10 protein-coding genes are annotated in these 15,156 nt (G+C 43.7%); 6 read left to right on the top strand and 4 right to left on the bottom strand.

What is annotated here, in order from left to right:
- Positions 1 to 12 precede the first annotated feature (12 nt).
- The 5 genes from ylqF to ACTIE0_RS03315 all read left to right on the top strand — a co-directional run bounded on the left by ylqF (position 13) and on the right by ACTIE0_RS03315 (position 9,055).
- Positions 13 to 846 carry a ribosome biogenesis GTPase YlqF gene (ylqF, locus tag ACTIE0_RS03335; protein WP_006626242.1) on the top strand — a complete coding sequence of 278 codons (834 nt, stop codon included), beginning with the start codon at positions 13 to 15 and terminating at the stop codon, positions 844 to 846.
- Positions 847 to 985: 139 nt separating this feature from the next.
- Complete coding sequence (locus ACTIE0_RS03330; protein WP_071776849.1) at positions 986 to 1,174, top strand: hypothetical protein; 189 nt, start codon at positions 986 to 988, stop codon at positions 1,172 to 1,174.
- 617 nt (positions 1,175 to 1,791) lie between these two features.
- Positions 1,792 to 3,657 carry a GtrA family protein gene (locus ACTIE0_RS03325; RefSeq protein WP_006670069.1) on the top strand — a complete coding sequence of 622 codons (1,866 nt, stop codon included), beginning with the start codon at positions 1,792 to 1,794 and terminating at the stop codon, positions 3,655 to 3,657.
- A 6-nt stretch (positions 3,658 to 3,663) separates the two neighbouring features.
- Positions 3,664 to 5,991 (top strand): hypothetical protein, encoded by a 2,328-nt coding sequence (locus ACTIE0_RS03320; protein WP_006670068.1) that lies wholly within the window; start codon positions 3,664 to 3,666, stop codon positions 5,989 to 5,991.
- Between the two features lie 145 nt (positions 5,992 to 6,136).
- A complete protein-coding gene (locus tag ACTIE0_RS03315) occupies positions 6,137 to 9,055 on the top strand; it encodes a plasmid replication protein, CyRepA1 family (RefSeq protein WP_006670067.1) in 2,919 nt (972 codons plus the stop codon).
- A 238-nt stretch (positions 9,056 to 9,293) separates the two neighbouring features.
- Here ACTIE0_RS03315 and ACTIE0_RS03310 read toward each other — a convergent pair whose 3' ends face one another.
- The 3 genes from ACTIE0_RS03310 to ACTIE0_RS03300 form a co-directional block, all read right to left on the bottom strand.
- The gene (locus ACTIE0_RS03310) at positions 9,294 to 10,787 is read right to left on the bottom strand and encodes a site-2 protease family protein (protein ID WP_006670066.1); all 1,494 of its coding nucleotides are present in this window, start codon (positions 10,785 to 10,787) and stop codon (positions 9,294 to 9,296) included.
- Between the two features lie 102 nt (positions 10,788 to 10,889).
- Positions 10,890 to 12,155, bottom strand: a complete 1,266-nt coding sequence (locus ACTIE0_RS03305; protein ID WP_006626235.1) for a glycosyltransferase family protein — start codon at positions 12,153 to 12,155, stop codon at positions 10,890 to 10,892.
- 123 nt (positions 12,156 to 12,278) lie between these two features.
- Positions 12,279 to 12,905: a DUF6745 domain-containing protein gene (locus ACTIE0_RS03300; protein WP_006626234.1), complete on the bottom strand. Its 627-nt coding sequence runs from the start codon at positions 12,903 to 12,905 to the stop codon at positions 12,279 to 12,281.
- Positions 12,906 to 13,508: 603 nt separating this feature from the next.
- Between ACTIE0_RS03300 and ACTIE0_RS03295 the strand changes: the two genes are divergently transcribed.
- Entirely contained in the window at positions 13,509 to 14,552 is a 1,044-nt protein-coding gene (locus tag ACTIE0_RS03295; RefSeq protein ID WP_006626232.1) for a phosphotransferase, read from the top strand.
- Here ACTIE0_RS03295 and ACTIE0_RS03290 read toward each other — a convergent pair.
- Positions 14,549 to 15,100, bottom strand: a complete 552-nt coding sequence (locus tag ACTIE0_RS03290; protein ID WP_006626231.1) for a peroxiredoxin family protein — start codon at positions 15,098 to 15,100, stop codon at positions 14,549 to 14,551. The two genes, ACTIE0_RS03295 and ACTIE0_RS03290, sit on opposite strands and share 4 nt — an antisense overlap.
- Positions 15,101 to 15,156 lie beyond the last annotated feature (56 nt).

Below are 15,156 nucleotides of genomic sequence, written 5' to 3'. Positions count from 1 at the left end.
TTTTCCCAGATTATGACAATTCAATGGTATCCCGGTCATATTGCTAAAGCTGAACGCACCCTCACAGAACAACTTAAACGAGTTGATGTTGTCCTGGAAGTTCGCGATGCTCGTATTCCCTTGGCTACTCACCATCCTAAAGTATCTCAATGGGTATCCCAAAAGCCACGATTATTGATTATTAATCGCCAAGATATGATTCCTCCCCATATACAACAACAATGGCAACAGTGGTTTGAGGAACACCAGGAAATCCCCTATTTTACCAATGCTCAACAGGGAGATGGGGTCGATGCAGTAGTACGCGCTACTAAACAGGCTGGGGAACAGTTGAATCAAAAACGTCAGCAACGGGGAATGTTGCCCCGACCTGTCCGGGCTGTGGTGATTGGATTTCCCAATGTCGGTAAGTCGGCTTTGATTAATCGACTTTTGGGGCGGCGAGTGGTAGAAAGCGCTCGACGGGCTGGGGTGACTCGAAAGTTACAGTGGGTCAGGATTTCTAAGCAAATTGAATTGTTGGATGCGCCAGGGGTCATTCCTAGCCGTATTGAAAATCAACAGGATGCTCTCAAGTTGGCGATTTGTGAGGATATTGGTGAGGCGGGTTATGATAACCAACGGGTGGCCGCGGGTATGGTCGATTTGTTTCAAGATCTCCAAATTCACCATAAACTGACCGATCGCTATTCTCTGGCGATCGCTTCGGAAAATGGAGAGTCTTATCTACAAGCCTTGGCTGATCAACGCTTTCAAGGAGATTTGGAACGCACCGCACGACAACTACTTAATGATTTTCGCAAGGGCTTATTAGGCGCGATCGCTTTGGAAATTCCACCATCTTGATTTTACTCAGTTTGACAGCACATACCATAAATCACTGTTTTTGTCAAGTCGCCGATTTTCGATCGCTCCGAATTTCCCCAAAACTCGTGCATCGCTAAACTTGAAATTCCTACTGCGATCGTCTAAAGCTCACCATATAATCGTCTTTTGGGGCTATATTTTGCTTAGTTCACGTAAAACTCCTGGGAGGGTTGGAAGCTCCGTGATTGATCGCGGAGAGGAAAACCGACTCAAGCGGCTGACCGCCGCCAGCACCCCCTTGCGGGGTGGAGGGGTATGGTTGCCCCTCCATGGAGCTATGGTTGGCTCCGACTCCCTTGCGGGGTAATGTTTGCTTCGCTAATGTTCAGAGTCGGTACTTTCCAAATCGCACTGTCTTAACCCCTTAGGACTGTTTAACGATTTGGTTCTAGTGCCTGGAACTAGCACGCATTCCAGGGTAGGAACTTTAACTCTTGCTCTGAACGTAGCCAGTTAAGGCTTAAACTGGTCAGCTACCTGAAAGCGGGGGGCAGGAAGCCCCCGTGCTTCAGCCGGGGGTGCTGACATAAACCCCAGTGGATTTTTATTTACATAAATCTACCACAACCCCCATTCTGTCGTCAACTATTTGATAATCACTAGCAATAAAAATGTCATAAATATTTACAATCTTTTAAATATTAAAACTATTTGCAAATTTTAAATTAGCAAAACTTATCGCCGCCCGGCTTTTTGGGGAAGGGGGGTTGACAATTTGGGGGAAAATCGGATATACTTTTATTATAATGGTAATCTGTTTTCCAAAAAAATATATATAAATATTACAATTATGTTATATATAACCTATAATATCAGAAAATAGAGGATAATGTCAACCCCTTTTGAATAGAAAAATCGGGTTATTATGGATGATAGTGTATGATGAGTACAATTTGCCCTAGTCGATAATTTGAGTGTGGTGTGATGAAACCGATTTACATTTTAGGTGCAGGTCCAGCGGGGTTAGCTGCGGCTTATACTCTCACCAGTCAGGGAATTCCTGTAGTAGTAGTAGAAAGAGATAAGCGGGTGGGGGGACTAGCGAAAAGTATCGAGTATGAAGGGTTTATTCTCGATTTCGGACCCCATCGATTTTTCACCAAATTATCGCCTGTGGTGAAACTATGGAATCAAGTATTAGGAAAAGACCAGGTAACAGTTAATCGACTTACCCGCATTTATTACGGGGGAAAATACTTTAGTTATCCTCTCCAAGCCAAACAGGTGCTTTCCGCGTTGGGGTTATTAGAGACAGTTAAAATACTTTCGTCTTATGTGAAAGTGCGTTTATTTCCTAAACCCCAGCCCGATAATTTTTCCGAGTGGGTGATTGGTAAATTTGGGAGACGGCTGTTTGAGATTTTCTTTGAAAGTTACACCGAGAAACTTTGGGGAATTCCTTGTACAGAAATTAGCGCCGACTGGGCGGCACAAAGAATTAAGGGTTTGTCCTTATATAAAGCGGTGGTTAATGCCTTATTGGGAAATGATGGTAAAGTCAAAACCTTGATTGACCAATTCCAATTTCCTCGGTTGGGTTCTGGTCAACTTTATGATAAAATAGCTGATTATTTAAATCAGCATCAGCAGCCTTTATTACTGAATACCGAAGTGATTGAGGTACATCATAATGATGGTGAGGCTACCCATGTGACTGTCCGCAACCGTGAGACTAAAGAAGTGCAAACTTTTCCCTGTGGGGGGGTGATTTCTTCTATTCCGTTAACTTTATTGGTGGAAGAGTTGAAAACAGCACCGCCTCAGCCAGTGATAGAATCAGCGCGATCGCTTAAATTTCGGAATACCATTTTAGTCTATTTAATTATTGATGATGGTCATTTATTCCCCGATAACTGGCTATATATTAATGACCCCAGGGTGAAATTAGGAAGGGTGACAAATTTTGCCAATTGGTCGCCGGAAATGTTACCCAATAATCATCAAACTCCCCTCTGTTGTGAGTATTGGTGCAATTTTGATGATCAGTTATGGAATTGTCCAGAGGAGGACCTGCGACGCATGGCGCAAGCCGACCTGATGAAAATTGGATTACTCCAAAAGCAGCAGGTTTCTGGGGGGTTTGTTGTGCGTTTACCTCGGACTTATCCGATATATGCCGGAAATTATAAAGCCTCTTTAGCAACCATTGAGGAGTATTTTAAAGGCTTCCAGAATTTGCAGTTGGTCGGTCGATATGGTGCATTTAAGTATAATAATCAAGACCATAGCCTCTTGATGGGAATTTTGGCGGCGGAAAATGTCATGACCCCCGGAAAACATAACCTCTGGAATGTCAATAGTGATAGTGAATATGTCGAGGAAGCCGAAGCCGACACCCCCACCACAGTGGCGGCGGTTTCCCGAAAATCTCGCCGTCGTCAGGCGATCGCTACTTTGCGACAGTTTGGCGGTTATTTACTCACCGGGGGAAGTGCGACAGTTGTAGATGTTTTGGTGTTTTCTCTTCTTACCCAGGCGGGAATTTGGTATGTTTACGCCTTGGGAATTAGTTACTTTTTGGGATTAAGTACCAATTTCTGGTTAAGTCGTCGGTTTGTGTTTGGTATTTACTGGCGTAATTGGTTGATGCAATATGGGGTGTTTGCGACAGTCGCCTTAAATAGCTTATTGGCGAATTTGGGGTTATTACAATTGTTGATTAATGAATTGGGATGGTCTCCTACCCCTGCTAGACTCGTAAGCGCCGCCTGTGTAGCCTTAATTAGCTTTACCGGACATAAGCTATATTCCTTTTCGTCTGGCGATCGCGTTTCCAGTTGGGAGTCTTAGGTAAAAATGAGCGATCGCAAATTTACCCCGTCACCAAGTTTAGCTGTAGTCCTGATAATTACCCTTACCAGTTGGATGATTTTTGTTCCCCTGGTCAACCCCATTGCTATCCCTCTCGGAAACAATACCACCGGGGTAATTTCCCAAGCCAGCATTGAGAATATCAGTCCCTATACAGATTATCTCAAATATCTGATTTTGCTATTTACTCCCCCCCTGCTAACTCTGATAGTTTGGAAATTTGGGAAAATATCGCTGGGAGAATATCTCCATTCTGTCATTAACATTACCGCCAAAACTCTCAGCCAAAATTGGTTTTTAGCAACCGTTACTGGAATTTTACTCTTAGCTTGGGTCATTAATATTCCTTTCAATCAGTTTCCAATTACCTCCCTTTTGCGGGACTCCTTCCACGAGGGAGAATTTTTAGGATTTTGGCCGAATTTCTCCCAACTGGAAAAGCCATTTATTAATACCGTCTTAATTCATGGCTATGGTATGGATGTTTTACCCACAGAAATAGCCATGAGGTTGATTAGCAATGATAATGGAATTGTATTGACTCGGCTATTTGTTAATCTCCAAAATGCACTCACTGCTGTAGGCTATTTTTGGATTTTGTGGGAAATCACCGGGTTAGTAGGATTAAAAAAGTCAAAATTACCCATTTTTTTACTCTTCTGTTTATTCGCGTGTATTTTTGATGGCATTTTCTTCAAGTTTGACGGAAGGCGAGGGACTTGGTTTGTCTTTCAACTCGCCATCACTCTCCGTTATTTTCGCCTATTTATACCCTGGGAAAAGCCAGAAGACTTAAAATCTAATCATGTCCGAGATAACCGCCATTTTCATAGCCGACAAGCCATAATTTTATCCCTGTTGGTGGGGTTGTCTATTCCTGGGGGTTTTTTATATGTGTATGACCGCGCCATATATTTCCTAGCCGTTTATTTGATTACCTGTATCATCAGCCTATTTTTACCTTCCCCAATTCGCAAGACTTGGTTAACTGTAACTTCCACCGGGGTAGTAGTTTCCTTCACGGCGATCGCCATTTTTTTAGGACTAGATCAAGTCAATGCGATCGCCTCTCAAATCGCCTACTGGGGAAAATATGGTCGCTACATTTCCTTCATTCCCCTTCCCCCCTTCCAAATGACCTTTATCTCTCAAAAATTCTGGCTATCTATTCTCATTCAAGCCGGAGTTTTAACCTATCTCACCTGGGACTTAATCAACCATAAATTCCAACTAAAACCCTTTGTCCGCAAACATTTATTTACCCTAATTCTCCTATCCGCCGCCGGGGTTTATATGAGAATAACCTTAGACCGCAGTGATTTAGGTCATGCTTATCACGGCGCAATGATGACAGCATTGTTAAGTGTATATTTATTACTCTTGGCTTATCGGCGATATCTCGAAAATCCCCTACATAAATTAACCCTAACTTTGCCGCAAAAGCTGATTATAGGAGTGTTATTGATATTTATTCTGACCTCAGAATCTGGTTTTAATGTCCTGGAAGCATCCCAGAAACTCTCGCGCCTCCCAGCCGCTATCTCTATCCCTGATGCTGAATTACTCAAACCCGATTATTTAGAAGCCAAAAATGTCATGTCAGCCGAAATAGCCAATCAATCCTGTTTTTTTAATGTCACATCAGAGGGATTGTGGTATTATCTATATAATAAGCCATCCTGTTCTAAATATAGCTATGTTTTGTATGCCAAACCTACCGTCGCCCAAAACCGGGTAATTGAAGACTTGGAAACGACCCAACCGCCCATAATTTTATTAACTAATGATGTCTGGTTTCAAAACCCCTGGGATGAAGTCTTAAAAGCCGATTCAGCCTCTCTAATTTATCAATACATTTTACAACAATATCGCCCTCACAAATTCGTCCAATCCCATTGGTTTTGGCGACGGAGTGATATGCCCCCAACTTTCGCCACTACCGACCAATTTAATGGCGCAATTGATGTCATTCCAGAATCACCAATTCGGGTAGGTCAACCCTCAGTTTTAACCGGGTGGGGAGTAATTCCCGAAACCCGAAAACCTGCTGATGCTGTTTATCTCAGTGTCGGGGAGAATAACCAGTTAATTGCTGTGGGAGAGGTAAATATTCCTCGCTGGGATGTTGCTAGTGTTTTAGGAATTCGTGAATATGCACAATCTGGTTGGAGGCTAAGGATTCCCACCGCTAGTTTACCCTCTGGCGAAATATCTTTAAAGGTTTGGGCTTATAATTCCGAAAACCACCAGCTAACCCAAATTGGAGAAGCGATTGACATCATTAAACTAAATCGGGATGGGGCGAGGACCTGATGAGCCCGGTCAATTACCCCATATCTATGGAAGATTCAGCCAATCAATTGACAAAAACTCCACATCTGGGGTTATAGTATAAATCCCCTAAATCCCAATTGATTGTATAGGCAGTGTGGGGTGTGCCTAATTTCCTGGAGATATCGTGAATCATCTGATAGAATGGAACGCAAGCTGCGTTGACCCAGAGCTAACTCAATTAAATGTTATCCCCCTAGAAGGCGATCGCCCTTTAGATTATCTGCTGTATGCCGACAACCTACCCAGACGCAATGGTGGTCGAGTATGCGATCGCATTCTTAAACGCTATAGTCATGTTAACCAAGGGGGCTGGTGGTGTTCAGGTGTCGATATCTTAACCGGAAACGAGGATCTGTGGGGATGCTTCAAACCCGCCAAACCTCGCCTTAGCAGTCACAGCAATAAACCCATAAAATACGAACATCCTCCCCAAACCGCCACCGGAATTTTTGCCTTGCGAGTCTCCCAATCAATTTGGGAAGCGATCGCCCATCGTCACAGTTTAACCATTTCCCCCGAAGCCATACAACCAGACCGCGCCGATTTAGGATTTTGGGAGTGGGTCATTGATCATCACGAAATTCCCATCTGTATCACCGAAGGCGCAAAAAAAGCCGGATCACTACTTACTGCTGGATACCCAGCCATAGCCCTTCCCGGTATTAACGGCGGCTATCGAGTCCCGCGAGACCAATGGGGAAACCGCATCGGAAAATCTCAGTTAATTCCAGAATTACAAAAACTAGCCAGCCAAGGTCGCCAAATCTATATTGTCTTTGATAGCGATACCAAACCTAACACCATCAAAGCCGTAGACGCAGCTATCCGCCAAATGGGATATCTTCTCAGCCGCAGAGGTTGCCATACTAAAGTCATTACCTGGAAACCCCAATTAGGGAAAGGTGTTGATGATCTCATTGCGACCCAAGGAGTAGAAGCCCTACATCAAGCCTATCAAGCCGCTACACCCCTGGAAACCTGGCGCGCCATCTCCCACTCACGCTTGACCTATTCCGCCGATTTAAACCTCAATTGTCCCTATCTCCCAGAGGATTTAGCTATCCCTCAAGCCTCCCAATTGGTGGCGATTAAATCCCCCAAAGGTAGCGGGAAAACTAGACTCCTAGAAAATCTCGTTAAACAAGCCAGTGATAAAGGTCAGTCTGTCCTGGTTATCGGTCATCGTATCCGCTTAGTAGAATCTCTCTGTCAGCGGTTTGGTTTAAACTATATGAAAGCCGGAATGGGGACGGTTATCAGTCGTCCTGGGGAGGGTTATGGATTATGTATTGATTCCCTGCATCCCTCTTCCTCCCTGGGTTTTAACCCCAATAATTGGTCTAATACTTTGGTGATTTTTGATGAAGTTGAACAGATAATTTGGCATGGTCTAAATTCCGACACCTGTCGCCAATATCGAGTCGCTATATTGCGATCGCTAAAAGTTTTATTGCAAAATGTCTTCATGTCCAATGGTCGGGTAGTTATCGCTGATGCTGACCTCAGTGATACTACTATTGATTATCTCAAAGCCTTATCGGGAATTCCCCTAACTCCCTTTATTATCGAAAACCATTTTCGACCTGCTGCTGATCAGGCTTGGAATGTTTATCACTATGGCGGTCATACTCCTAAACAATTAGTTAAAGACCTAGAAAATCATCTCGCTAATGGCGGTCGTCCCTTTGTGTGTTTGTCCGCCCAAAAGTTAGCTAGTAAGTGGGGGACTTCCACCTTAGAAGCCTATTTTAAAGCGCAATTTCCTCAACTGAAAATCCTCCGTATTGATTCCCAGTCTTTGGCTGACCCTCATCATCCCGCCTACGGTTGCATCAACCGACTTAATCATATTTTAGCAGATTATGATCTGGTTTTGGCTTCCCCTGCTATTGAAACTGGGGTGAGTATTGATTTAAAAGGTCATTTTACCTCCGTATGGGGTATCGCCCAAGGGGTTCAATCTGAAAATTCTGTGCGTCAGGCTTTGGCTAGAATTCGCGAAAATATACCTCGACATCTGTGGATAGCTTCCCACGGTTTAAATAGGTTGGGAAATGGCGCTTTATCTATGGCTTCCCTGCTGAGTTGTAGCCATCGCTTAACTCAGTTAAACATTCGTTTATTACAACAGTCAGATTTTGATGATTTTGATGATTTGGAAATGGGGTTTCAAGCTGAGTCTTTAATGTGTTGGGCTAAAATTGCCGTCCGGTTTAATGCTACTATGACCCGCTATCGGGAATCTGTATTGGCTGGCTTGGAAGCTGAAGGTCATCAATTATCACCCGTTTCTCCCCCTTGCGAAACTTCTGATTCTGATTTGGTGGCTGACCATCACCTTAAACCTAGTTTAACTGATTTGATTGACGCTGTGCGCGATCGCAATTATCAGACCGAATGCTGGGCTATATCTAACGCTACAGATTTAAGTGATTTGGCATATCATGTTTTGCAAAAAAAAGTGTTTAAAACTCCTGCTGAAAGTCAATCTTTACGCAAACATCAGTTAAAATTGCGCTATGGTATTCCCGTTAATCCTGAATTGATAACTAAGGATGACCAGGGATGGTATGAAAAATTAAAATTGCATTATTTCTTAACTGTGGGTCGCCCTTTCCTGTCCGCGAGAGATGCGCGAATAGCACAGGATTTGGGACAACGAGGAAAAGGTAGTTTATTTGGTCCTGATTTTAACCGATCGCAATTAGGCGCGGTCGTCGCTACTCTGGAATTATTACGCTTTCCTACTTTATTACAACAGGAAAATCGGGAGTTTAAAAATACTGATCCTGATTTACAGCAAATGGCGAAGCTGGCTTTAGGCGATCGCACTGCTATTAAGTCTATTATCGGAATAGGGTTAGCACCACGATCTACCCCCATTATGGTATTAAGTCGCTTTCTTGATCAAATTGGCTATGGCTTAAAATGCGATCGTCTCGAAACTTATGCCAAAAAACGACATCGGGTCTATCAATTACTTATCCCTGATGATGACAGAAATCTTGTCTTTCAACAATGGTTGAATCATTCTGGGGGTTGACAACTGTTGTCGAGTCGTGATAGGCTATTGACATATAGTTTATAGCATAATGGATAATTGACCCAAAAAATAAAATTGCTAATATTCCCATTATGTAACATAGTACCACGAGCCACCTACAAAATCAACCCCCCCAGTGCCAAAAAGCCGTTTTTTCTAACACTTCTTAATTTTTTGTTACATAAATTAACACAATAGCCGATATAGAGACAGGGGGTGGTTTGTGTATGGGGTGAGATCAACCGCCAATTCCCAAGCGACTGGCTAAGGTAGGGGTAAGGGGAAAGAGGGTAATAATCATCATAAAGATAGCCAGGAGTCCCAAAGCGGCGCGGGTGTCGTCGGGTTCAGTGAGTTCATTAAGGCTAGGACGTTCGAGGTTACGCTGTAAAATCAGGATAACCGCCGCCCAATACAAAGCCAGGGGATTGACCAAAGAAGCGATCGCCAAAACAATAAAAGTAGCAAAAGTAGACCTTCCAGCGACTTTGCGCCCAAAGATAGACTGGATAATGCGACCACCATCTAACTGTCCGGCTGGCATTAAATTAATAGCAGTAATCACCAAGCCTAGCCAACCAATAATAGTCAAGGGATGAACATCGACAATACTTTGTTTGAGGGCGTTTCCGAGAATCAATTTGGAAAGTAGCCCGACCAAAACAGAACCCTGGAAAAAGCTAGTGGGAACTTGAAACAAACTACCTTGGTGGGAAAGTATCAATCCAGCCAATAGCATAAGTAGTGATAACAAACCCCCGGCGGCGGGTCCAGCTAGGGCGACATCAAATAAAACCTTCCGGTTGGGAAGTAGAGACTCAAATCGGTTAAAAGCGCCAAAGGTGCCGATTTGTACAGTAGGAATGAAAAAGGGGAGACTAAATTTAACCTGGTGGCGGTTGGCGATAACTTGATGGGCGATTTCATGGGCGGCGAGAACCGATCCTATACCGATCGCAATAGGTAAGACTTCCCCATAACGATTATGTTCACCAAAGAAGTCGAAGCCCAAAAGTAGACCCCCGGCTTGAAAAATAGTGGCGACTGTAATCACCAGTAAAACCAGGGCGAGGATTTTTTGTCCATCTGTAGCGGGTTGGGGGTCTTTGCTACTGGGAAGGACAATGACAACGGGTTTACCGTCAGGATTTTCGATTAAAAATAAACGGAAGCGATCGCCCATTTTTTCTTGAAGGCTGCGGCTGAGACGACCATGGACCTCTTCCGGGTCACTGCGAAGGTTCCCCTTAAAAATCACTCCCTCTTGATAGGGGAAAGTTTCCGTGGCGAAAAAGGTATCAATGCCAAAAATACCTTGGATAACTTTTAGGTCTTCTGGGTTGATAGCTGTAGTTTCAGTTTGGGGAGTCCCTGGTGTTTCCCGGCTGGTGTCGCTGAGGTTAACAGCTTCTGGGGTAGGAGTTTCCCCCTCTTGAGGAATCTGTGGGTTGTTGTCATCTAATTCTTCAGCCAGCGATCGCAGTTTTCGCCCCAAGTAAATGTAAATACCCGTGGCGGCGACGAATAACAGCAGAATGCTGACAAAGTTAATATAGATGCCAAAGGCAGTTAGCCCAAAAAATAATAGCCAGGGTCCCATCAGAGATACTGACTGTAGCCATGAGAGAATGCCAGCTTTTCCATAAGGTCTAGCGCGGTAGTACCCCCAAGTCAGAATCCCTAGGGAAATTAGTAAGATAAAAATTGTAGTGTTGTCCGATGCAATAAACATTCTCTTCCTTTTTGTCGAGTCCCAAAAATCAGGCGATCGCGTCTTTTAGTTCCTTTTAATACAATAACCGTTCTGAGAAACAAGACGAGAACCCACAACAGTCTAATTTGCTTCCGAGTCAGCCTCCGGCGAAGGTTCACCAGCATTTTTTTCGGTAAGTTCCCTCCCTTGTACCATATCGCGCCGGGTGGCTTCCCGTAGTTGTTCCCGCAGGGCTGGCATTACCGCTAACGCCCTAGTCCAGTCAGGAATTTGCGCCCCCGCTGGGTTGCGGAAATATTCGTCCCCGGCTTCTGCGATCACCTGTTCAAAGATTTCTACAGTCATTTCTTCCTGGTGGCGATCGTAGTGTAGGTTATTAAATCGGGCATCAAGAAAATATTGTCTCGTGTAGTCTTGTGCTTCTCGCCGAAATTTTACCCGCAAAGTATGGATTTGTTCCCGGCTAATGGTAACTCTTTCCATTTCTACTAGGGTTCTGAGAATTGAACGGAAAATATCCCGGCACATCTTCCGCAGGCCTTCATTGCTGGATCTTCCTAGGCTTTGATGTTTATGGTCGAAAATCCCTAAGTCGATTTGGGCGATACGTTTATCGGCAACATTGCGGTAGACTTCTGCTAATAACCCGATTTCTAACCCCCAGTTACCCGGAATGCGAGTATTCAGGGCCAGGTCATCGGTCAGGGCAAATTCTCCCGACAGGGGGTAACGATAGGCGCTAAGATACCGGAGGTAATTGTTATAGCCAAATACATCCATCATTGCTGTCAGTAACGGTGTCACAAACAGACGCACTACCCGACCATGAAAACCTAGGGGTTCCCCTCCTATGCGCGCGTAGTAGGCTTTATTGAAGGCCAAGCCTAAGTCCTTCTCCACTAGGGGAAATAACAATTTGAGCGGATAGGATTTATCATAGGTGGTAATATCTGCATCATGGAGAGCGATCGCTTCCGCTTGCAGGGATGCTAAACCTAGTCCTAACCATACCGCTTGACCTTTACCTTTAAAACTCAATAGATCTAGCCCCTTTTCCCTTAATTTGTTCAAAAGTTGAGTCACGCGGGGTCCGTTTTCCCAAATTACTAGGGTCGGTTGGGGCATGATTTCAAAAAATTGAACCGTGCTGGCATATTGTTCTAAGGTGGTTGCTCGCACACATATTACAACAGTTCTGACAAATTCACAGTCTTTTAAGCAATCGCGAATTTGAGTCAGCGCCGGTCTTTCTAGTTCTTCATACAACGCCGGAATTAGGACGGCTGTTGGGGAAATTTCACTGAGTTGGGTTAAGCGACCTTCTAATAATTCTAGGTCACAGCCAAAATCGTGGATTGTGGTAATTAATTCTTGTTTATAATCCATAAAAAAAGCCCAACTCTCAAACCATTAGATGCTACAATTGTAGAATAGATGGTAACATTTTTATCTCGATATGGCTAGAATTGAACGAGACATTTTGCCGATCGCATAATCATTAAATATTGTTTAAGTTGACACTGCAAATTCTTCCGGGTCAATCCCCCAGTTCACCCACTTAATCGCCGCCCTAGCTGAGGTCATATCTGGGGGAACCCGCAGGACATGAATTGATTTGGTACTCCCACAGGTCATTTTTAATAATAAAATTGGCTCGTTTTCCTGATAGTTATCAATTTTTAATAAATTATATTCCCGCCAATTATCTAATTCTACCGAATCGAGTTCTTGGCAAATTCTGCCATAACCTATCCCCTCAATTAACACCCTTATTCGTTCCGCATTTGGTTCCGTTAATAACCATTGTGATTGCCATGGATTTGGGTGCAGTTTGCCGTATTTTTCCGGTAACCTTACCCCCTGGACGTGACAGCAAAATCCATCGGAAAATTCGATGGCGGCTTCCCCTTCGGCGTGGAGGCGATCGCTTTCATCCACACTATGACGGATTAACTCAACCCCCCATAGATAATCTTCTCGGAAAATCCAGCCATGATGGGCGTAGACCTGATAACCGTCCTCAAATACCATAGCGGGTTTGGCGATCGCGTGCAAGCGAGACCTGTTATCTGTTAACCTCGTGAAATCATGAGGCTGATTAGCTTTTTCCTTGGCTGATTTAATCAGACATCTCATCACTTCCATGTCCCATTGATTTAATTGGTTTCATATTCCCAGCTATCAGGTCAGCCATAGCGCATAACCACTACAAAAACTGTAATCAATTTTACCAAATTTGAGGATAGTTGCTAAGTGATCAACCAGAAATCGCAGATTTTGTTCAAATCAGACTTGCCAAAAAATTCGATTTGTAGTATGGCTTGGTGGAATGGCATAATCGTCCATTATATCAGTTTTCGGGAAAAATACAAATAAATAGTTAAGAATTATTGACCGGGAAAATCATCTGGAAAAAAAATATAAAAATGTCATTTTTATCTTACAATTTTAGGCTAGAAGAAATATGATAATGAATCAAATGGTGTGATCGATTGGTGGTTCAACGTCGCCATAGCTTGTCATTTATACCAAAAAGGTTTGATAATTTTTGATGGTAGAAATAACCGGATAGTTGAGGGAATCAGGCGAGGAATCAGCCAATTGATCCAAAAAAGGGAAATAGTCAATACAGATGCTACCAACAACGGAGGGAAACCGTTAGCCAGCTAAAGCGATCGCATCTGTGTGGGACCAGAGAAGCCGTCAACACTCATCAAATAACTTTGGAGGTATAAAGCCATGATTGCTGTTAGTCGCACCAAAAGCAAAGGATCTAGACTAAGCCTAACGACTACAGAAGAGACATTTCCCGTCAGTTACTCAACCCTAGCCTGTGATGCTTTACTTTCCAAGGTACTGCCTAAGTATAGACTCGAAGCAGTCCAGAGTTGTGAATTTTGGCATCGAGGCTTGAGTGATATATATGTAATCGAAACATCGATCAGATCCTACATTCTCAGAGTGTCCCATCATCATTGGCGGTCCAGGTCAGAAACCCAATTCGAGTTAGACCTGTTGGACTTTCTGCGGAAACGAGATATTCCCGTTTCGCACCCGTTAAGGACTTGGGAGAATCAACTGTTAGTAGAAATTAATGCACCGGAGGGGAAACGATATGCAGCCCTGTTCACCTACGCATCAGGACAAATCCCCCTAGGAGACTTAAACTCTAGCCAAAGTCGCCAACTAGGTCAAACTGTCGCCCGTCTTCATCAGGTTTCTCGTCACTTCCATACAGACCATTACCGATCGCCACTAACCCTAGAATACCTCTTAGATCGTTCCGTAGAAGCGATCGCCCCCTTCCTACAATTGCGATCGTCTGACCTATCAGACTTACATAATACAGCAGAGAGAATCCGGGCTCAACTAGCTGATTTCCCCAAAAACGCTGACCTATGGGGAATTTGTTGGGGAGACCCCCACAGTGGAAACGCCCATTTTACCAATTCAGGAGAGATCACCCTATTCGACTTTGATCAATGTGGCTATGGTTGGCGCATTTTTGACATCGCCAAATTTTTACAAGTTTCCCTACAAGCCGGGTTAGGACGTAGTAGCCGAGACGCTTTTATACAAGGATATCAAGATATTTACCCCCTCACTGATTGGGAAAAATATACCTTACCCGCCTTCACCCAAGTTGCCCAAATTTGGTCCTGGGCGATTAGCTTACAAAGCGCCAAAATGTACGACTACAGCCGCTTAAATCATGGTTATTTTTCTCGTTACCTACAACAGCTCAAACGCTTAGAATCCAAAGATTGGCAGCCTGGTTTTTAATTAGCTAGTTCATCCAGAACACTCAGCAGTTTAGGGACTGTCGCATTGGGTTCAAGAAACGAAAATAAATGGCGATATTGTAAGATTCCCTCACGGTCTAAAACAAATTGAGCCGGAAGAGGTGCGCCCAAGGCTTGACCTACATGATAAAGTCGGAAAATACCACAGCTAGAATCACTTAACAACGGCATTTTTAGACCTAAATCTTTAACCACGGTCTGGCTTTGTGCTGTGTCTGTACTGGTAATCATCAATATTTCAGCGCCACGCTCCACAAAAGCTGCATAATTTTCATTGAGAGCTTTTATGTGGGGGTAGCATAGGGGACAATACTGCTTTTCCGTAAAAATTCGCGTAAACGCCAGAATAACAGGCGTATTACCTCGGTATTCAGACAGACGCACTTTCCCATTATTCGTGATGTCTGGTAATTCAAAGTCTGGGGTCTTTTTCCCTAAGTGTAAAGTCCCAGTCGCCGGAATGGGTAAAAAGTTTCGGAAAAATCTTTGATTCAGTAACCCACTAAAGTCATTGGAAGTTAGCATCATCTCAATCTCATATCTACTCTGCTTGATTAGCTATCAATGTAATTCATAATTATGTT

This window comes from Limnospira sp. (assembly GCF_051859755.1).
Taxonomy (GTDB): Bacteria; Cyanobacteriota; Cyanobacteriia; order Cyanobacteriales; family Microcoleaceae; genus Limnospira; species Limnospira fusiformis.
This window is presented reverse-complemented; position numbering and strand designations above follow the sequence as displayed.